This is a genomic window from Ignisphaera sp., from assembly GCA_038831005.1.
Lineage (GTDB): Archaea > Thermoproteota > Thermoprotei_A > Sulfolobales > Ignisphaeraceae > Ignisphaera.
Map to the genome: position 1 here is coordinate 244,233 of JAWBKZ010000004.1, position 21,273 is coordinate 265,505.

Sequence of the window (21,273 nt, forward strand, 5' to 3'; positions counted from 1 at the left end):
CATGCTAGAAACAGTTGTAGCCACAATAAGTCTTAGACATCCTGTAATGAATGCTAGTGGTATACTTGGAACACATAGAGAACATATATCAAGACTTGTAAGTTATGGATTAGCTGCTGTAGTTACAAAGACCATAATCCCAGAACCTAGGGAAGGTTATAGTCCACCAATAATAGTTGAGCTACCTACAGGTGGATTAATTAATGCTGTAGGTCTAGAGAATCCTGGTAAAAATATTATTAGAGAGCTTGTAGAGGAAGCTAAAAAATATGGCACACCTATTATAGTTAGTATTGGTGGTAGAAATGAAGATGAATTCATTGAGGCTGCTGTAGAGGCGGATATGAATAAAGCTGATGCTGTAGAGCTTAACTTAAGTTGTCCTCATACCAAAGGGTATGGCGTCGAGATAGGGGTAGATCCTAAGAATGTGTACTCAGTAGTTAGAGCAGTTGTTTCAACAATAAAGATACCTGTTGTAGCTAAACTAGGGTTAAGCGATAGAGTAGTTGAATCAGCAGAAAAAGCATTAGAGGCAGGAGCCAAAGGTTTAACGCTCATAAACACAATAAAGGCTATATATATAGATGTATATTCTTTAAAGCCTGTATTAACGAATATCTATGGAGGTCTTTCTGGTACCCCAATACATCCTATAGCTGTCAGAATTGTCTATGATGTGTATAAAGAAACTAAAGCCGATATAATAGGATGTGGAGGGGTAGTAAACTGGCAAACAGCAGCAGAAATGATTCTAGCTGGAGCAAAAGCTATTCAAGTAGGAACAGCATTAATGCGTGATCCAAAGAGAATTGTAGAAGATATAGTTAAAGGATTGAGTGAATGGCTAGAAACAATAGGAATGAAAGAAATTTCACAAGCAGTTGGTCTCGCTCATAAGGTGTAAAGGTGTGCCTATACTTGTTATAGCAACATTAAATACGAGTTTAGCGATGGAGATAAATCGATACATTAAAGAGTTGAGTAATAAATATTCATATATAGTGACATATGTATGGGAATACTTGCCTCAACACTCTCTAGAGATACAATATTTCCATAAACCATTGGCTAAACTCGAGAAAGACTTTGAACAAATAGTAAAACTAAAGGAATTGATAGTATTTGTGAACACTATTTGCATAGATTCTGTAAGACAACAATTAATGAATTACATAGACAGTAAGGTGGATAACGTTGTACTAATTGATTATTGTCTCAATCATGTTTCTTGTTATAAGAATCTACTATCGCTACCTCCGTATATTACTATCGTAAAAACATTCATAGACCGTATAACCACAATTTTTTCAAATATCGACGAAATATTGATACGTATAAAGATATGCAGAGAATGCTTGAAGACTCTTTCTATTCTACATAATATCGATACTATCAAGACTATAGATCTGTTCCAAGAACTAATAAGACAAGTTATTAAAAATCATTACAGAATAGAAATTTCAATTAATACGATTACAGAATTTCTTTTAACTGCAAGAGGGATAGTGAAGGGGTACAGAGAAAAGAGAACATATATGTATAGAGTTGAGATATCTGAAGAACATACGAATAAAAGCTACATGCTACAACTTTTAGCAATCCTATTGTTAATAACCGATGGATATAATAAAGCTATGAGAAACATCTGCATCTCAGACATTGGTCTAGATGAAGGACTTTACTCAATCTTCTTTGCATATCTCGTTAAACATGGTGCAAATATCTCTGTGAACATACTCTAGATAATGTTATATTAATGATGTAGTGACACAATACTTTACTAATTGCTAAATACTAGCTAAAGATGTTTCACAATATATAGTGTTGTTTCAAAATCCTATAGAATTACTTCTATTGAGGCAATTTTAATTTATTTACCAGCTATAGACATATTTACCAATACAAGGATAAATAGTTTGGGATAACGATATGGAGTCTAAAAAACGTATAGCCATATATTTGGTAGTGATAATTGTTTTGGCTAGTATTACCGTATATAGCTATTATTATCTAGTGAGAGAAAGTGATAAAGAGGTAACTCCAAAGACATTACCAACAGAATTCACATCTCCAATTACACAAACAACACCTGTGGAGATCTCAACACCTATAACGAATACCATTAGAGATGAGGAAGACATCACAAAAAACACATTAACTACACCTACAACTTCTTCGCAAGAAACAGTAACCACAGTTACTGACTATACTACTAGTATAGCTAGTCAGCCACCTTTATATCACTCACCGACAGAGACCTCTCCACAGGAAAAGGGTCTCGCTATGAATATAATCTATTATCCCAAAACAATTATTTCGTGTTACGAGAAAATCGAAGTAATGTTCAATATATCGAACCTAATGTACAGAAATCCATACAACTCAAGCGACATAGATGTTGTAGGATACATCTATACACCAAATAACGAGGTTATCAAAATTCCAGCGTTCTACACAAGGAACTACACGATTCAAAGTATGGGATCGAGGGAACATATAGTTTTATTCAATACGCCACCTCTCTGGGCATTACGTTTTACACCAAAAGTCTCTGGAGAATATAGGGTAGTTATAGAGGCTAGAAACAGTAGTGGGGTAAAAATTTCGAGTGAAGAGCTGAAGATACAGGTTTCTGAATGTAGAAACAAAAGAGGATTCATATCAGTTGATGAATCAAAGAAATTCTTGGTGTTTGAAGACGGATCTTCAGAAATAATGATAGGCATAAACTTAGCTTGGCCTCCAAACAAACTTGAGGCTATATCCTTCTATAGCTCATGGTTCAAAAGACTTAAAGAATTAGGTGTTAAGGTTGTACGCATAGGTCTTGTTCCATGGTCTCTAAATCTAGAATGGAGTAATTTGAATCGCTATAGTTTAGCAGATGCAGCAAGAATAGATGAAATCATCAGATTGGCAGAAGAACATGATATCTACATAATATTTGTGTTTATGTGGCATAACGAACTTGCAGATGATTGGGAAAACAATCCATATAATGCTTTAAGAGGAGGGCCTATAAAGAATCCTGAAGAATTTTGGAGTAATCCCATAGCCATAGATATATTCAAGAATAAGGTGAGGTACATAATCGCTAGATGGGGTTATTCGCCACATATACTTGCATGGGAATTAGCCAATGAAGCTGATCTAACATCAAACTTCTTTAGTATTAGAGATGCTTTTGTTAATTGGGTTAAAGAGATAAGTAGTTATGTAAAGTTACTTGATCCCTATAAACGACCTGTAACTGTAAATCTTGCAGACTATAACTCAGAACCAAGAGTATGGAACATAGAGAGTATAGATTTGATAACAGTCCATAGATATGGACCCACAGGGTTTAAGGATATAGGATCCTCAATACCAAGTATAATAGATTCTCTATGGAATACCTATAGAAAGCCTGTAGTGATAACAGAGTTTGGTGTAGATTATAGATGGATAGGGATGCAGGGATTTACTGGAATTCCGTATTGGGCTATAGATAGAGAAGGTATAGGTCTTCATGAAGGATTATGGAGTTCCACTTTATCAGGATCTCCTATATCGGCCATGAGCTGGTGGTGGGATACACAGATAGAGAGATACAACCTGTTCTATCACTTTAAAGCTTTATCTGAATTCCTAAAAGGTGTTGACCCAGTAAAAGGAAGACTAAGTAGATTAAATGTATATGTAGAATCAGCTTCAACTATCGAAGGTAATACAACTTCCTTAATACTTTATCCAAGTGCTGGATGGATCTGGGTTTCACCAGTAAAACAGAACATCTACACTATATACCCTAACGGAAAGATAGAGGGTGATACATCGCTACTTAGTGGCTTTGTGTACGGTAAAGGACATAACCAGCGGACTCTGAATCCCATATTCATAGTTACGTTTCTCGATAGAGGTAGAATGATCTTGAATGTAAATTCTGTAGGAAGAGGATCAGCAGTAGTATCGATATATGTCAATAACACAAAGATAGAGGAGAAAGTGTTACCCGATATAGATGGTAAAAGTGATGAAGATGCTAATGAGTATAATATCGACATTACAATAGATTTTGAACCTGGTACATATGAGATTAGAATAGATAATGAAGGTATAGATTGGTATACATGGAACTACATAGTATTCGAAAACACTATATACGCTTCAGCAAAGGTGCAGGCAATAGGTTTAGGTAATAAGAGTTTTGCAATAATGTGGATAAGGAATACAGACTTTAACTGGTGGAATTATGCAGTATTAAACAAATCACCTATACCTCTAAAGAATGTAGTGATTTCAGTAGAAGGTTTAGAAGATGGTATGTATGTAGTTGAGTTTTGGGATACATTTAGAGGAGAAGTAGTAGAAAGTAAAGAGGTAATGGTTACTCAAGGAAAAGCATGCATATCAATAGATAGTTTAGAGAAGGATCTAGCTTTAAAGATGTATAAAACAGAGTAAATATAGAATACAAAGCAGATACCAATGTTTCAACACTTTTATTATCTATTTTGTTTGTATTCACAATATCTCTACATAACATTACAATATTGAACTCTATAGATGGTCGGATACCAATAGATATACTCATAGGGCTCTCTACATGTATAGTTTATGTTACATTTATCAAAATCATTAATTAGGTGATTTATAGAATATGAATAGGGTGTATCTATCTCCTAAATCCTTGTTTATAATCATACTCATAGTCATTATTATAGTGTCAAGTTTAACTGGATATATTATTAGACCATCTTTTAAATCTATTGAAAGAACGATAACATTAACAGAAACAGTAATATCGCCTACAACAGTCTTTATTACTGAAACACTAATTCAACCAATTGAGAGAATAATAACATTAACTAGAACAGAAACTGTAACCTATACTGAGGCTATGATATCAAATTATGTTACCTCATCTCTATTAGCTTCACTACCTACACAATCATTCATACCTATCTCTACTACAGAATCCTCATTACCTCCAGATGTCTATGTAGAATTAGGGGAAAGACTCTCTACAGTAATGCCATTCATATATATATCAGTAATAGTATAAGTTATACTGAAGACCTAGGTTCTATGCCTAATAGATGGATCATTAATGGTTCTTACGAGTTGATAGAGAAAGGTTTAGCAATACATGCTATAGATGCTTGTATAATTGCATATAATAATGTAGTTAAGATAGAGGGATACAAGGTCTACAACATTCAACTCGCTATATCGAGGATAGATGGCGAAATTCGGATATCTATGTCAACAATTTCGCAACTAAATGTTAATCGATTCATAACCATACTGATCGACAGATACATATATACTTATGTGTATCTTCAGGACAAGAGGGTTACTAATCAGAGGTTTATTGATCTCGAGAATGTAGATAGTATAGACATCCTATTTGCGTATGCTCTATCTGCTGTTGAGGTATTTGTTAAGCGTAAGGATATCGATACTGATTGGATTCTTTTAGCACAAGTATCAACACCACAACTCTGGCTATATAATGTTAGAATCTTGGTAGAGGTATGCAACTCTTCAGTAGTTGTAGAGGGTATGACTGTATATGATTTGGCTGGTACTGGTATAAGGGATCTTAGACCTGTTTTTGATTGGAGTGATGGGAAATATAACCCAAGATCTATTCTAAAAGATTCTGAAGGGTACATGATATTCTTTGCTACAGCAGGATTCTATCGTCAGCCATTAGGCATTCTTATTCTTAGGACAAAAGACATGATTAGTTATGAGCCAATTAAGCTTGTTATCATCAGGGGTAACCCTAGTTATACAGGTCAGGGTGCTCTATTTAAGTGGATTGATGGAAATATACACGGCTACTTAATGAATTGGGGTGGATCTTATCAAGGTGATCTTCACAGAATAGTTAGAGTTGTTTTTGATGAAAATTTCAAACTGGTTGAACTTAATGAAAACATAAGACTAGTGAATGCACCACCAGGAGGTAGATGGGGGCACTACGATATAGCTATATTTAAATTTAATGGGAAATGGTATGCAATTACATCAAGTTTTACAGCTGGAACTATACTGTGGGAGATAGAGGATCCTACATCAACGGTTTTTACCTATGTTAAAACAATATTCGAGAGAGGTCGTGAAAATCCCTGTATATATCCTGTTACTACATCTAACGGCGAAATAAGGTTCATGATGTCATTGGCCACAGATACAGAATTTGGTAGTCGTCATAAAATCTATGTATTTGACACACACTTCAACCTTTTAGAGGAATACGACATCATTACATATAGAGTTTGGTCAGCAGGTCACCCATTTTACCTAGATCCATGGTACATCTACATAAATCAAGACCAATCTCCCACAAGAACTTTTCAAAACTCAGGTATATGGCCTGGAGCATATATAGAGGTATATAGACTTAAGACAAACTATAGGCATCACATTGAGGAGAAATAGAATCCTACAGACTGGTCTCAGTAATATAATTGATACTTTAGTAAAATATAGTTGAATGTAGTTCTATTGCTGGAGCCGCCGGCGGGATTCGAACCCGCGACTTCCGGCTTACGAGGCCGGCGCTCTACCCGCTGAGCTACGGCGGCAACCGTTTGTTAAATTGTTAATACAGCTTTAAAAATTGATTTAGCTTTTCCTAATCTAGATATTGGTATGATAAGTGATTTTTAATTAAGTAATGTGTTAGATCTTGATGTTGATGTAAAGTTGTGGCGGGCCCGCCGGGATTTGAACCCGGGACCTACGGGTTAAAAGCCCGCCGCTCTACCTAGCTGAGCTACGGGCCCTTTCTTTTTGTGGTTATTTATGGTTGAGTAGTGTGTTGGTTTTTCTGTGTTAAAAGCTTTTTGCTGAATTGTGCGAGATACATTTATAAGTGTGGTTCTGTGTGTAGAGGTTACTGCTGAGTAATAATGTTGGTTGGATTATTAGATGGTGCGTAGTTAATGGTCGCTAGAAGGAGGGGTTCCTCAATAAACGTAAAGATACTAGAGCATGAGCTTGTGCCTCGTCATGAAGTTGTATCACTTGAAGAAGGACTTGAGGTTCTGAAGAGATACGGTATAAGGCCGGAGCAGCTACCATGGATAAGGTCTAGAGACCCTGTAGCTAGAGCTATTGGTGCTAAACCTGGAGATATCGTTAAGATCGTTAGGAAAAGTCCTACTGGTGGAGAGGTAGTTGTTTATAGATATGTAGTTCCTTAAACATGGTGAAAAGGTTATGAGCTCTATAAATATTGTCGATAGAGAGAATGTATATGCATCACTAGGTCCTATGCCTAAAGCACATACAAAATCAGAGATCTTATCACCTGATGACCGCTGGGCTATAATGGAGTTATATATCAGAGAGAAGGGATTGACCAAACATCATATAGAGTCCTATAACTCCTTTATTACTGATCTTCTAAAAAAGATAATACTCGAAGAACCCGTTATCGAGACATCGATACCTGGTTACAAGGTCTTAATAAAAGGTCTTAGACTTGGTGATCCACAGGTAAGAGAGATAGATGGAAGTATAAATAAGAACATAACCCCTATGGAATGTCGTCATAGAGATTTAACTTATGCAGTTCCTCTCTATGTGACATTTGTTCCCTATGAAAATGATATACCAGAGAGCCCTGTAGAGATAATGATTGGAGAAATACCCCTTATGGTTAAATCTGTTAAAGATCCTCTATCTAAAATGGATCCAGAAGAACTTGTAAAGATAGGTGAAGATCCTAGAGATCCAGGAGGTTACTTCATTATAGATGGAACAGAACGTATAATAGTAGCACAGGAAGATCTAGCCTCCAATAGAGTTATCGTTGATTATGGTCAAGAAGGGTTAAACATAACCCATACAGCTAAAGTCGTTTCTTCAACTATAGGTTATAGAATACCGATTATACTTGATAGACATAAAGATGGAACACTACATGTATCGTTTCCAGCGGTTCCCGGCAAAATACCTTTTGTTGTACTGATGAGAGCGCTAGGTTTAGAGAGAGATATAGATATAGCTCTAGCTGTATCACCTGATCCAGAGATACAGAAAGAGCTTTTTCCATCCTTTATACAGGCAGGCGAAATAGCTACGGTAGACGATGCTTTGGACTATATAGGGTCTAGGATAGCTATAGGTCAAGCTCGTGAAAATAGGATAGAGAGGGCTAAATACGTTATAGACAGATATCTTCTTCCTCATTTAGGTGTTTCATCTGAGTCTAGAACTAAGAAAGCGTTATTCTTAGGTCAAATGGTGTGTAAACTTCTAGAGCTTGTCTTAGGACGTAGACCTCCGGATGATAAAGATCACTATGCGAATAAGAGGGTAAAACTCGCTGGAGATATGTTGGCATTACTGTTCCGAGTAGCGTTTAAGGCCTTTCTTAGAGACTTAAGGTATCAAATAGAACGTGCAAAAGCTAGAGAAAGAAAGATAAACCTTGCTCTCTACATAAGAAGCGATATTATAACTGAAAGGATAAAACATGCAATGGCTACAGGAACGTGGATAGGTGGCAGGACAGGTGTTACACAGATAATAGATAGAACCAACTGGCTTTCATCTATGAGCCACATGAGACGCGCTATCTCGCCATTAAGCAGAAGCCAGCCCCACTTTGAAGCGAGAGACCTCCATGGAACACAATTTGGAAGAATGTGCCCCTTTGAAACACCAGAAGGACCTAACTGTGGTCTCGTCAAGAATCTAGCTCTTTCTGCAACAATAACTGTTGGTGTAGATGAAAAAGTAGTAGAAGTTACGCTCTATCAGCTTGGCGTAGTACCGCTAATCGAGATATTCAATAAACTTAGAGATAATGAGTTAAGCTATGAGGTAATATCTTCATGGAGCAAGGTGTATCTGAACGGTACACTAATAGGTTATCATCCTAATGGATTAGAACTAACTGAAAAGGTCAGGGAGATGAGGAGAAGAGGAGAGATACACTATGAAGTAGGTGTGGCGCACTACAAGACAAAGTTTATAGATGAAGTCTATGTAAATTGTGACTCCGGAAGAATTGTCAGACCGTTATTCATTGTCAAGAACGGTAAATTAGTGATATCTAAAGACATTATAGAGAAGGTTAAGAGGGGAATGATGTCTTTTGAGCACCTTCTAAAGAATGGTTATGTAGAGCTTCTGGATACGGAAGAAGAGGAAAACGCGTTAATAGCCATAAATCCAGAAGATATAGCCAAGGAACATACACATGTAGAAATATGGCCGCCAGCAGTAATGGGTACAACGTCTTCAACTATACCGTATGCTGAACACAACCAGTCACCAAGAAATACATATCAATCTGCTATGGCTAAACAAGCGCTCGGCCTCTATATGTCTAACTTCATGCTTAGGGTTGATACTAGAGCACACTTACTACATTATCCACAGATGCCTCTTGTTCAAACACGTGCACTATCAGTAATAGGATACAATGATAGGCCTGCTGGTCAAAACTTCGTTGTTGCTGTTATGAGCTACACAGGATATAATATGGAGGATGCAGTTATAATGAATAAATCGTCTGTTGATAGAGGTCTGGCTAGATCGAACTTCTTTAGGCTGTATGCTACAGAAGAATTGAGATATGCTGGAGGACAAGAGGATAGAATAGAGATACCTGACACTAAGGTTTTAGGGTATAGAGGTAAGGAGGTTTATTCAAAGCTTGAAGAAGATGGCATTGTTAAAGTTGAGGTCGAAGTTAGAGGTGGTGAAGTACTTATAGGTAAGACAAGTCCGCCTAGATTTATAGAGGAATACAAAGGATATGGAATACTGGCACAAAGAAGAAAAGACTCATCTATTCCTGTTAGACATGGAGAAATAGGGTGGGTTGATGCAGTATTCGTAACAGTTACCCGTGATGGAAATAGACTCGTTAAAGTGAGAGCGAGAGACTTAAGGATACCTGAAGTAGGTGATAAGTTCGCTTCTAGACATGGACAAAAAGGTGTTATAGGAGCATTAATACCTCAGTATGATATGCCTTACACATCTGACGGCATAACACCGGATCTGATAATAAATCCACATGCACTTCCATCAAGAATGACTCTGGGTCAATTAATGGAGAGCATAGGTGGTAAGGTAGCAGCTCTCAGAGGTAGATTTACTGATGGAACACCATTCTTTGAAGAGAACATAGAGGATCTAAAGAAACAATTACTAGTATTAGGCTATCCTATGGATGGTACGGAGCCTATGTATGATGGAAGGACAGGCGAACTTATAGGATCGCCAATATTCATAGGTATAGTCTATTATCAGAAGCTGCACCACATGGTTGCCGACAAAATGCACGCTAGATCCAAGGGACCTGTACAACTTCTAACGAGACAGCCTACGGAAGGTAGAGCTAGAGAGGGAGGGCTAAGGCTTGGGGAAATGGAGCGTGATGCCATAATAGGCCATGGGGCTTCAGCCTTACTAAAGGAGAGATTATTGGAAAGTTCTGACAAAACTGTTGTTTATGTTTGCGATCAATGTGGGTTTATCGGTTGGTATAATAAGAAAAAAGAAATGTATGAATGCCCTATACATAAAGATAAGGGAACTCTTCACCCAGTAGTAATTCCATACGCTTTCAAGTTATTGATACAGGAGATGATGGGTATGGGCATAAAACCAAGACTCGTACTTTCGGATAAACATGAACCATACATAGGAAGCTAAATGGGTGGAGTTGATGACACTAGACGAAGAAAAGATAATAACAGCCATTAAGTTCGGCATACTGTCTCCAGAAGAAATCAGGAAAATGTCTGTTGTCGAGATAAAATCTTCAGAAACGTATGATGAAGATGGGTTACCAGTTTCAGGTTCTGTTATGGATCCCCATCTAGGTGCAATTGATCCTGGCCATATATGTCCTGTATGCGGTAACAGTATAAAGATATGTCCAGGTCACTTTGGTCATATAGAGCTTGCTTTACCGGTTATAAATGTTCTCTATGTCAAACATATTCATGATTTGCTTAAAGCTACTTGCGTTAACTGTGGACGAATCAAGATACCTCCAAACGAGCTGGAGAAATACTTTAGGTATTACAAGAAACTCAAAGAAAGACATCCCTATCTGGCTAAGAGATTTTCTGAGTTCATCAAGAAGAAAACCATAAAAACTACTGTATGTCCTCATTGTGGACATACACAACCAAAGATAAAGCTTGAGAAGCCTACAACATTTGAGGAGCAATACGAAGAAGCTAAAGGTTCGACGCGATTGAATCCGCTGGTGATTAGGTCTAGACTCGAGAGGATACCTAACGAAGACCTGGAGCTTCTTGGCTATGATCCACAAGAATCTCGACCAGAGTGGATGGTTCTAACAGCTTTACCTGTTCCACCAACACCTATAAGACCTTCTATACTCATAGAAACTGGTATAAGGTCTGAAGATGACTTAACACATAAACTTGTCGATATTGTTAGAACTAATGAGAGACTTAGGGAACATATAGCTTCAGGAGCCCCACAGATAATAATAGATGATCTTTGGGAGCTTCTGCAGTACCATGTAACGACATATCTAGATAATGAAGTTCCAGGACTACCGCCAGCTAAGCATAGATCTGGTAGACCTTTGAAAACACTTTCCCAGAGATTGAAAGGTAAAGAAGGTAGATTCAGGGGCAATCTCTCTGGAAAACGTGTTGATTATTCAGCTAGAACAGTGATAAGCCCCGATCCATACATTAGTGTGAACGAGGTTGGGGTACCAATAGATATAGCGATGAAGTTAACTGTACCAGAGAGGGTTACAGAATGGAACTTGGAGGAGCTAAGGAAATGTGTAATAAATGGACCGAATAAATGGCCTGGCGCAAACTATGTAGTTACACCCGATGGTAGAAGAATAGATCTCAGATACGTTAAAGATAGAAAAAGTCTAGCAGAATCTCTTTCACCAGGATACATCGTTGAGAGACATGTAAGGGATGGAGATATAGCTTTATTCAATAGACAACCATCTCTACATAGAATGTCTATTATGGGCCACATAATAAAAGTTCTACCGGGAAGAACATTCAGATTACATCTATCTGTTTGTCCACCGTATAATGCGGATTTCGATGGAGATGAAATGAATCTACATGTACCGCAGACAGAAGAAGCAAGAGCAGAAGCTAGAGAACTCCTCAAGGTACAAAACAACATACTCACACCAAGATATGGAGGTGTAATTATAGGGGCTCTACAAGACTACATAAGTGGTGCATATCTGCTTACGGTAAAAACAACGTTATTGAGTAGAGAAGAGATCATGGATCTTCTATCAAGTGCCGGTATTGTTAAGGAATTCCCAGAACCTGCAATACTATCACCAAAAGAACTATGGACAGGTAAACAGATCATAAGTATGTTCTTACCAAATGACTTCAATTTCCATGGTAGAGCTAATATTTCGGCAGGTCATCTAAAGTGTGAAGATGTTGAATGTTTCTGGGACTCCTATGTCGTTGTTAGAAAGGGTAAACTCCTTCTCGGTGTACTAGATAAGAAGAGCATAGGTGCTGAACAGCAAGATAGTCTGTACTATTTTCTTGTAAAAGAGTATGGTCTTGATTTTGCCGCGAAATTCATAGACCATGTATTTAGGATATTCATACGTATCTTAGAGAAGAAAGGGTTTACGCTGAGACTTGATGATGTTGCTATACCTGATAAAGCGAGAGAAGAAATAAACGATATGATATCCGATGCATTTAGGAAGGTCAGTAAGTTTGTTGAACAGTATGTAAAGGGAGAACTAGAGATAGTGCCTGGAAGAACTTCTGAAGAAAGTTTAGAGATAAAGATTCTTGAAGTATTGGCTGAAGCCAGAGATAAAGCAGGTGAGGTTGCAGTAAAATATTTAGATCCATTCAATTATGCATTCATAATGGCTAGAACAGGTGCTAGAGGAAATGTACTTAATTTGACTCAGATGGCTGCAACATTGGGTCAAATGACGGTGCGAGGAGAAAGAATATGGAGAGGATACATGGGTAGAGCTCTATCGCATTTTGGTAGAGATGACATAGGACCGCTTGCTAGAGGATATGTTGTGAACAGCTTCTATAGCGGTCTTTCACCTCTTGAGATGTTTATTCATGCAGCAGGTGGTAGAGAAGGTTTAGTTGATACAGCTGTAAGAACATCTCAAAGCGGTTATATGCAGCGTAGGCTTATAAACGCTCTTATGGATCTCTATGTCGAATATGATTATACAGTTAGAGATTCTTGGGGCTCAATAGTGCAGTTTGTCTATGGTGAAGATAGGGCAGATCCATCGAAAGCACCTCATGGAATGTCTGTAAATGTAGAAAGGATTGTTGAGAAGGTGATAGAATGGAAAGCGTAGAAAACCCTGCAGAGATCATGCACATTAAGGAGATTGTAGAGAAAAGATTGGCGAATAAAGCTCCGAAGAAAACCATAGATGAGATGGTGTCGTATTTAACTAGATACAGATTGACAGAAGATGAGGTTAACCAAATACTCGATAGATTAGAGGAAGAGCTTAACGATAACGCCATAGAGCCCGGGGAACCTGTAGGTATAGTAGCAGCACAAAGCATTGGTGAACCAAGTACGCAAATGACTCTAAGAACATTTCACTATGCAGGTGTGAGAGAACTTAACGTTACTCTAGGTCTGCCTAGACTAATAGAATTAGTAGATGCTAAAAAAGTTCCTTCAACGCCACTAACTTATGTTTATCTAGAGGAACCTTATAGATATGATAGAGATAAAGCTATAGAGTTAGCTAGAAGAATCGAACTAACGAAGCTCATCAATGTTGCATCAAAGATAGACATAGACTTGGCCACAAATACAGCGATAGTTAGCTTAGATCCTGAGATGCTAAATGATAAAGGATTAGATATAGATGAAGTGACTCAAGCCTTGAAGAAACATATTAAGAGGGCTGAGATTTTGGTAAGCAATGAAAATCCCTATGATATAGTGATACGGTTCGAGGAGCCCATCAATCCCTTGAAGGTTGAAAAAATAAGGGATAGAATATTGAATGTGAAGCTGAAAGGTATAAAGAACATAAATAAGGTTATAATCCAGAAAAGAGGAAATGAATATGTATTGGTTTGTGAAGGTAGCAACATGAAGGAACTTATGAGTACTGAAGGAATAGATTATCGTAGAATAAGAACAAATAATATTAAGGAGGTTGAAGAGGTGTTCGGGGTAGAGGCGGCAAGATCGTTACTTATTGAGGAAATAGCGAATGTTCTAGAGGAGCAGGGTCTAGAGGTAGATATAAGACATATAATGCTTTTAGCAGATATGATGACGAGAACAGGCACCATTAGGCAGATAGGTAGACATGGTGTAGCAGGTACTAAAGAGAGTGTTCTTGCTAGAGCATCATTCGAGATTACCGTTAAACAACTTGTGGATGCGGCAGTACATGGTGATACCGATGATTTAGAGGGAGTAGCAGAAAACGTTATAGTCGGGAATTATGCACCTGTTGGAACAGCTAGAATAAAACTTGTTTATAATCCAAATATAAAGATATGAAGAAGGTGAAGAAACATATCAGTTCAAAACCAGACAATAGATAACGTAATAAAATTCGTGGTGAGAACAGGGAAGATAGTCATAGGCTTCAAAAAAACATTAAAACTGATAAAGCTTGGAAAAGTAAGATACGTAGTAATAACCTCAAACACACCAGAAGATATAAGATCTGATATAGTGCACTATGCATCACTATCAAGTGTTAACATCATATCGTTTACAGGTACCAATAAAGAACTAGGTAGTGTTATAGGAAAACCATTTGCTGTATCAGTTTTAGGAATAATTGATACAGGTCAAGTACCACCAGAAATGCTCAATAATCTATCGGATGTAGGTGGGTGAAGCCATGGTGCAGAAAGCAACAGATGTGAAACCAAAAATGGATGTAAAGCTAACAATGGATGAATTAAGATATATTTCACTATTTCAAGATATAACAGGAGTTACACCGAAAGACTGTATAGTAAGTGAGGATCTGAATCTAGTGGTATTTGTTGTAGATAGCGATAAACTTGGGCAAGCCATAGGTAGGAGAGGTGGTAATGTCAAGTATGTCAGTAAGGTTATAGGAAGAGACATAGAGGTAGTTGGATGGGCAGAGGATCTAAAGGATTTCGTTAAAAATATCTTCATGCCAGCTAGAGTTTACAGAGTTCAGCTCATAGATGGAAGAGATAAGAAGGTGTTGTACGTGTATGTTGATCCGAAAGATAAAGGATTGGCTATAGGTAAAAACGGTAGAAATGTAACTAAAGCACGAGTATTACTTAATCGTTACTTCGCTATAGGCAATGTAGTGATAATGTGATATCCTCTATGAATGGTTTTAAACTAAGAATTATGCAAAACCTGTGAGGTAAAAAGAATGCCTGGAAGTAAAGCACCTCTTGGCATATATTCGGCTAGAAAGCTTGTGGCCAAGAGAAAGAAGTTCAGGTGGAGTCAAAGAGATTACAGAATCAGGATACTGAAACTTAAAGAGAAATATAATCCTTTGGAGGGGGCTCCGATGGCTAGAGGAATAGTTCTAGAAAAAGTTGGTGTTGAAGCTAGACAACCAAACGCAGGTGTTAGAAAGTGTGTACGTGTTCAAATAGTTAAGAATAGTAAGGTTGTTACAGCTTTTGTGCCATACGATGGAGGACTAAATTTCATTGATGAGCATGACGAAGTATTGATAGTTGGTATAGGTGGAAGCAGAGGAAAATCAATGGGTGATATACCGGGTGTCAAGTTCAAGGTTATAGCAGTTAATGGTGTAGCTTTAACAGAGTTACTAAAGGGCAAAAAGCAGAAGCCTTTGAGGTAACGTGTATATGTCTACTGAGTCAGCTACTCAGCAAGTAAAAGAACTTCCAATAACTGATTTAAGTTCATTAAAGCTGTTTGGTAAATGGAGCTACATAGATATTGTTGTGACAGATCCAAGTCTAAAGAAATACATATCGCTAAAACCTGTAATAGTTGCACATACAGGAGGGCGTCATGCAAGAAGAAGATTTGGCAAAGCTGAAGTACCTATAGTCGAACGACTGGTAAATAAGCTGATGAGGAAGGCTAAGAATATTGGTAAGAAGCATCTCGCTTACAATATAGTCAAAATGGCTTTTGAGATAGTAAACCTCAAAACAAATGAAAATCCTTTGCAAGTATTTGTGCGAGCTATTGAGAATACAGCTCCAAGAGAGGAAACAACAAGGATAATATATGGAGGTATAGTGTACCATGTGGCTGTTGATGTTGCACCGATGAGAAGAATAGATCTAGCTTTAAGGCATATAGCTGAAGGAGCTTACTTATGTTCATTTAGGTCTTCTAAACCTATCGAAGAATGTCTAGCAGATGAGATAGTGGCAGCAGCTAGTTATGATACCAAGAGCTACGCCATTCAGAGGAAAGAGGAAATAGAGCGTATAGCTTTAAGCTCTAGATAGAGATGGATCAACTATCTGAGTTCTTTCCAATTTATTTACGATTTGGTGAGGCTACATAGATTTATAAGTTCTAGCCTTATTCAAATTTAGGCAGAATCAAGAGATAACTGAGTGTGTAACCTATGAGCTCGAAACCACATTTAAATCTTGTAATCATAGGACATGTAGATCATGGTAAAAGTACGTTAGTAGGACGCCTACTAGTTGAAGCAGGTGCTGTAGACGAGAAAACATGGAAAGAAGTGGTAGAGTCAGCTATTAAGGCTGGCAAAGAGAGTGAGAAATATGCTTGGCTTCTTGATAGACTTAAGGAGGAGAGAGAACGTGGTTTAACGATATCTTTGGCCTATAGAAAGTTTGAGACAAACAATATATACTATACAATAATTGATGCACCAGGTCACAGAGACTTTATCAAGAACATGATTACTGGTGCTAGTCAAGCAGATGTAGCTGTACTAGCAGTATCGGCTAAGAAAGGCGAATTCGAGGCTGGTATGAGTCCCGAAGGTCAGACAAGAGAACACATACTTCTCGCTAAAACTATGGGTATAGATAACCTAATCATAGCTATAACGAAGATGGATACCACAGAGCCACCTTATTCAGAAAAAAGATTTATTGAAATAATAGAGATATTGACAAAATTCCTTAAAGCTGTCGGATATAGACTTGATACCATAACAGTAGTACCTACAGCTGCTTGGGTAGGAGATGGTGTTACGAAGTACTCTCAGAATATGCCTTGGTGGAATCAGCAGAAAATAGAGGAATTAAAGAAGAAATATGGTTTAAATGGTAGTTTGACACTATATGAAGCACTTGATAATGTGAAGCCTCCACCAAAACCGATAGATAAACCATTGAGGATACCCATATCTGAGGTATTCACTATATCTGGTGTAGGTACTGTACCTGTTGGAAGAGTTGAAACAGGTGTACTAAAGGTAGGCGATAGGGTCATATTCATGCCTCCTAATGTGGTTGGCGAAGTGAGGACTATCGAGATGCATCACCAGAGAATAGAACAAGCACTACCTGGCGACAATATAGGTTTCAACGTCAGAGGTATATCTAAAGAGCAAGTCAAAAGAGGAGATGTGGTTGGACATGCCACAAATCCACCTACTGTTGTAGAAGAATTCACAGCTAGAGTTATGGTTGTTTGGCATCCATCTGCTATAGCCCCAGGCTATACACCAGTTATACATGCACATACAGCTAGTATTGCATGTAGAGTAACCGAGATAGTGGCGAAACTGGATCCAAGGACAGGCCAGGTAATGGAAAAGAATCCACCGTTCATCAAGCAGGGAGATATAGCTATAGTTAGATTCAAACCCATAAAACCCATGGTTATAGAGAAGTATAGCGAATTTCCACAACTAGGGAGATTTGCTTTAAGAGATATGGGTAAGACAATTGGTATAGGAATAGTCATGGATATCAAACCTGCAAAATCTGGATAATCATCTACATAGATACCCATACTTTACTTAAGGTTACAAGAAATGTCAACAACGATAAGGATCAGACTCTGGAGTTCAAATGTAGATAACCTAAATTATGTTGTATCACAGATAGTCGATATAGCAAAAAGCGCTGGCGTGAAACTAAAAGGTCCCATACCATTACCGACAAAAAGATTAGCAATACCAATACCAAGACTACCACATGGAGAAGGCACAAAAGTTTGGGACAAATGGGAAATGAGAATACATAAACGCATAATAGATATAGAGGCAAATGAGTACGTAATAAGACAAATCATGAGAGTCAGAGTACCAGAAAATGTCTATATAGAGATTGAAATCAAAAGAAAATAATGTAACTACAATAAAAGTACTCAATAAAGTATTTAAATAAATTAGTGTCAAACTGACTATAGAAATGAATTGAAATAATATCTATTTCATCTAGATGTTTCCCAGATGTCATATCCTTCAAATCTTTTGATTCGTGCCGGGGTGCCCGAGCGGTCTAAGGGGCCGGCCTGGAGAGCCGGTGCGGGATATCCGCACGCGGGTTCAAATCCCGCCCCCGGCGCCAAACAAATAAACAAACACAGTTATTATAAATAATTTGTTTAGAGGTATGTCTTATATCCAAAATACTATTGTATGAGAGATCTACATGTCATTACCTAGAACCTTAGTTACCTCTAAGAATGTTAAGAATACAAAGCGTGTTTATATGGAGTATCAAGTGGATATGCATTGATCAGATGATGCTTCCTGATACCTAATTGTCTTAGAGGTGAGCGATGGGAACACAAGCTATTTATATTATGATGATCGTTTTGTAGCTGTAAAACTAATAGATTTGATGTGGTTATATAGTTATGTATTACTTTAATCAATATTGCTAGTTAACCGTTAATTTCTAACTAGAGGTCTTATAATACTGTCTGAGCTAGAAGCGTTAGATAGGGTGCTCAGTCTACTTATAGTGTGGTAGTTCTATTACATTATTTGGATGTAGCATTGAAAATCTATTCCAAATCTTTAACTTCTGATATCGATGATTTAGACCATCACTATATATCTGTGTAGACACTTATATTAGTCATAATATTGCTAATTACATTAAGTAGGACACTAGGTATGTATTTGTGTTTAAAAGGAAGTGAGAATAAGTACATGTTGTAAACGGTCAAAGCCAAGATAAAAGATATACTTAACTCTTACTTAATAGATATAGATATAGAGTGTAGTGAAACCGATTAAAGGTATCTGATCTCAAAGGTTTAGATGTTAAATATATAGCTAAGATCAGTTTGTAAGATAGGTGAAACCAGGATATCCACAATATAGTTATATTAGTGTCTGCAACAACATTTTTAAACTTTTAAATAAGTGGTGAAAGTAGTTATAAACTGCTAGAAGATGGTGCCGTCAATTGAATTCAAAACTCTTACTAGAATTGGATCATGTAAAGGCCTACTATAGACAAGTTATAGGTCCTCGTGTAAGAATCATTAGGGCTGTTGATGATGTTTCTTTAAAGATTTATGAAAGAGAGGTTGTAGGTGTTGTTGGTGAATCGGGTTGTGGTAAGTCTACGATGGCCAACGTGATAATGATGAATATCAGACCTCCGCTAAGATTTGTAGAAGGTTCTGTAAAACTCTATACACCCAAAGGTGCCATAAGTCTAGAAAGGCTTGGCAAGGATGAGGTAAAGAATAGGATATGGGGACGCGAAATAGCTATAGTTCCTCAATCGGCTTTAAATGCACTCATGCCTACGCTAAAGATTAAGCGTATTGTCTATGATGTTCTCAGAAGTCATATATCTGATATAGATATGGACAAGGTTGTGGAACTTACATTGAGAAGATTTAAAGAGTTGGGTCTTCCTGAACGTGCTGTAGATATGTACCCGTTTGAGCTTTCTGGAGGTATGAGGCAAAGAGCTGTTATAGCTATATCAACGCTTCTGAATCCAAGAATTCTGCTAGTCGATGAGCCTACTTCAGCATTAGATGTAGTTACACAGAAAATGGTCTTAAAGACATTCAAAGATGTGTTTGAGAAAGAGATCATAAAGACCATAGTATTTATTTCACACGATATTGCTACAGTGAGACAGATAGCTAATAGAATGATTGTTATGTATGCTGGAAAAATAGTTGAGGACAGTCCCACGGAAGATATAGTTTCTAAGCCTTTACATCCCTATTCTGAAGGATTGATAGGCTCTGTTTTAACTCCAGAAGAAGAAGTAAGGAGAAGAGGTCTTAGGTATATTCCGGGCCAACCTCCAGATCTAGCTAATCCACCACCTGGCTGTAGATTCCATCCCAGGTGCCCATTTGCTATGGATGTATGTAGAAGAGAGGAGCCACCTCTAATAGCTATTGATTCCAACAGGTATGTTTCGTGTTGGTTATATATGAAGAGGTGACAAACTATGGTGCTACTTGAAGTTAAAAATCTGACTAAAGTGTTTGAGTCAGGATTTGTAAGGAAGAGACATATTGTTGCTGTCGATAATGTATCATTATCTATTAGAGAAGGAGAGATAGTTTCACTTGTTGGTGAATCCGGTTCAGGAAAAACCACAACAGCTAGGATGATCTTAAGGTTGCTACCACCTACATCAGGAAACATATATTTTGGTGGAAAAGACATCTGGAAGGACTTAAGGTCAAGTAAAGATGTGGTAGATTACTGGAGAAAAGTTCATGCAGTATTCCAAGATCCTTACTCAAGCTACAACCCATTCTACACAATAGATAGAATATTGAACCAAGCGCTCAAATTAATGAATATAGATCCTAAATCGCCCGAAGGCGAAAAGCTGATGAATGAAGCTCTAACTTACGTAGGTCTACAACCAAACGAGGTTCTAGGCAAATATCCACACCAGTTATCAGGAGGACAGAGACAAAGAATAATGATTGCACGATGCTGGCTCCTAAGACCTAAACTCATACTAGCAGATGAACCTGTATCTATGGTCGATGCATCAATCAGAGGAGCTATAATAAAGTTATTCATGAACATGAGAGATGATTATGGTACATCAGTTGTATTCATTACACACGACCTTGGTCTAGCATACTATGTATCTGACAGAATCCTCGTAATGCACAAAGGCAAGATAGTAGATGAAGGAACACCTGACGAGCTACTGAAGAAACCGAAACATGAGTACACAATTAACTTGATATCAAGTGTACCAACTCTATACAGAAAGTGGAGCCTGTAAGACTAAAAACAAATTACATTCCGTGCGACTATATATTAATACTATGAAATATGGGTTATACAACAATGTATTTATGAGCTATTTTTACCTCATCATATATCTA

At 37.5% G+C, this 21,273-nt stretch carries 17 protein-coding genes and 3 tRNA genes; 18 read left to right on the forward strand and 2 right to left on the reverse strand.

The genetic code is table 11. The annotated features are described in order from the left end of the window. The first annotated feature begins 1 nt into the window (after nucleotide 1). The 5 genes from pyrD (at nucleotide 2) to QXK50_06235 (ending at nucleotide 6,432) form a co-directional block, all read left to right on the forward strand. The gene (gene pyrD / locus QXK50_06215; GenBank protein MEM2008749.1) at nucleotides 2-907 is read left to right on the forward strand and encodes a dihydroorotate dehydrogenase PyrD; all 906 of its coding nucleotides are present in this window, start codon (nucleotides 2-4) and stop codon (nucleotides 905-907) included. Between the two features lie 4 nt (nucleotides 908-911). Further along, nucleotides 912-1,745 carry a hypothetical protein gene (locus QXK50_06220; protein MEM2008750.1) on the forward strand — a complete coding sequence of 278 codons (834 nt, stop codon included), beginning with the start codon at nucleotides 912-914 and terminating at the stop codon, nucleotides 1,743-1,745. Between the two features lie 187 nt (nucleotides 1,746-1,932). Then, nucleotides 1,933-4,446 carry a hypothetical protein gene (locus QXK50_06225; GenBank protein ID MEM2008751.1) on the forward strand — a complete coding sequence of 838 codons (2,514 nt, stop codon included), beginning with the start codon at nucleotides 1,933-1,935 and terminating at the stop codon, nucleotides 4,444-4,446. A gap of 196 nt (nucleotides 4,447-4,642) precedes the next feature. Next, complete coding sequence (locus QXK50_06230; GenBank protein MEM2008752.1) at nucleotides 4,643-5,047, forward strand: hypothetical protein; 405 nt, start codon at nucleotides 4,643-4,645, stop codon at nucleotides 5,045-5,047. Nucleotides 5,048-5,070: 23 nt separating this feature from the next. Beyond that, entirely contained in the window at nucleotides 5,071-6,432 is a 1,362-nt protein-coding gene (locus QXK50_06235) for a hypothetical protein (GenBank protein MEM2008753.1), read from the forward strand. A gap of 70 nt (nucleotides 6,433-6,502) precedes the next feature. Here QXK50_06235 and QXK50_06240 read toward each other — a convergent pair. Both QXK50_06240 and QXK50_06245 read right to left on the reverse strand, forming a co-directional pair. After that, nucleotides 6,503-6,578 (reverse strand) — tRNA-Thr (locus QXK50_06240). Between the two features lie 124 nt (nucleotides 6,579-6,702). Beyond that, nucleotides 6,703-6,779, reverse strand: a tRNA-Lys gene (locus tag QXK50_06245). Between the two features lie 159 nt (nucleotides 6,780-6,938). Here QXK50_06245 and QXK50_06250 point away from each other — a divergent pair. From QXK50_06250 to QXK50_06310, 13 genes are all read left to right on the forward strand, one after another. Beyond that, complete coding sequence (locus QXK50_06250; protein ID MEM2008754.1) at nucleotides 6,939-7,199, forward strand: DNA-directed RNA polymerase subunit H; 261 nt, start codon at nucleotides 6,939-6,941, stop codon at nucleotides 7,197-7,199. A gap of 16 nt (nucleotides 7,200-7,215) precedes the next feature. Continuing rightward, nucleotides 7,216-10,671, forward strand: coding sequence for a DNA-directed RNA polymerase subunit B (locus QXK50_06255; protein MEM2008755.1), 3,456 nt, complete (start codon nucleotides 7,216-7,218; stop codon nucleotides 10,669-10,671). A 13-nt stretch (nucleotides 10,672-10,684) separates the two neighbouring features. Continuing rightward, the gene (locus QXK50_06260) at nucleotides 10,685-13,342 is read left to right on the forward strand and encodes a DNA-directed RNA polymerase subunit A' (protein MEM2008756.1); all 2,658 of its coding nucleotides are present in this window, start codon (nucleotides 10,685-10,687) and stop codon (nucleotides 13,340-13,342) included. After that, on the forward strand, nucleotides 13,330-14,520 hold the full coding sequence (rpoA2, locus tag QXK50_06265; protein MEM2008757.1) for a DNA-directed RNA polymerase subunit A'': 1,191 nt from the start codon (nucleotides 13,330-13,332) through the stop codon (nucleotides 14,518-14,520). The genes QXK50_06260 and rpoA2 overlap by 13 nt, the downstream gene beginning before the upstream one ends. Nucleotides 14,521-14,556: 36 nt before the next feature. Beyond that, on the forward strand, nucleotides 14,557-14,865 hold the full coding sequence (locus tag QXK50_06270; protein ID MEM2008758.1) for a 50S ribosomal protein L30e: 309 nt from the start codon (nucleotides 14,557-14,559) through the stop codon (nucleotides 14,863-14,865). A 4-nt stretch (nucleotides 14,866-14,869) separates the two neighbouring features. Then, entirely contained in the window at nucleotides 14,870-15,331 is a 462-nt protein-coding gene (locus QXK50_06275) for a NusA-like transcription termination signal-binding factor (GenBank protein ID MEM2008759.1), read from the forward strand. A gap of 57 nt (nucleotides 15,332-15,388) precedes the next feature. Further along, nucleotides 15,389-15,832 carry a 30S ribosomal protein S12 gene (locus QXK50_06280; protein ID MEM2008760.1) on the forward strand — a complete coding sequence of 148 codons (444 nt, stop codon included), beginning with the start codon at nucleotides 15,389-15,391 and terminating at the stop codon, nucleotides 15,830-15,832. Between the two features lie 7 nt (nucleotides 15,833-15,839). After that, nucleotides 15,840-16,457, forward strand: a complete 618-nt coding sequence (locus QXK50_06285) for a 30S ribosomal protein S7 (protein ID MEM2008761.1) — start codon at nucleotides 15,840-15,842, stop codon at nucleotides 16,455-16,457. Between the two features lie 122 nt (nucleotides 16,458-16,579). Then, on the forward strand, nucleotides 16,580-17,926 hold the full coding sequence (gene tuf / locus QXK50_06290; GenBank protein ID MEM2008762.1) for a translation elongation factor EF-1 subunit alpha: 1,347 nt from the start codon (nucleotides 16,580-16,582) through the stop codon (nucleotides 17,924-17,926). 42 nt (nucleotides 17,927-17,968) lie between these two features. Then, entirely contained in the window at nucleotides 17,969-18,283 is a 315-nt protein-coding gene (gene rpsJ, locus QXK50_06295; GenBank protein ID MEM2008763.1) for a 30S ribosomal protein S10, read from the forward strand. Between the two features lie 135 nt (nucleotides 18,284-18,418). After that, nucleotides 18,419-18,506 (forward strand) — tRNA-Ser (locus tag QXK50_06300). Nucleotides 18,507-19,355: 849 nt separating this feature from the next. Further along, nucleotides 19,356-20,363: an ABC transporter ATP-binding protein gene (locus tag QXK50_06305; protein ID MEM2008764.1), complete on the forward strand. Its 1,008-nt coding sequence runs from the start codon at nucleotides 19,356-19,358 to the stop codon at nucleotides 20,361-20,363. 6 nt (nucleotides 20,364-20,369) lie between these two features. Further along, nucleotides 20,370-21,170 (forward strand): ABC transporter ATP-binding protein, encoded by an 801-nt coding sequence (locus tag QXK50_06310; GenBank protein ID MEM2008765.1) that lies wholly within the window; start codon nucleotides 20,370-20,372, stop codon nucleotides 21,168-21,170. Nucleotides 21,171-21,273 lie beyond the last annotated feature (103 nt).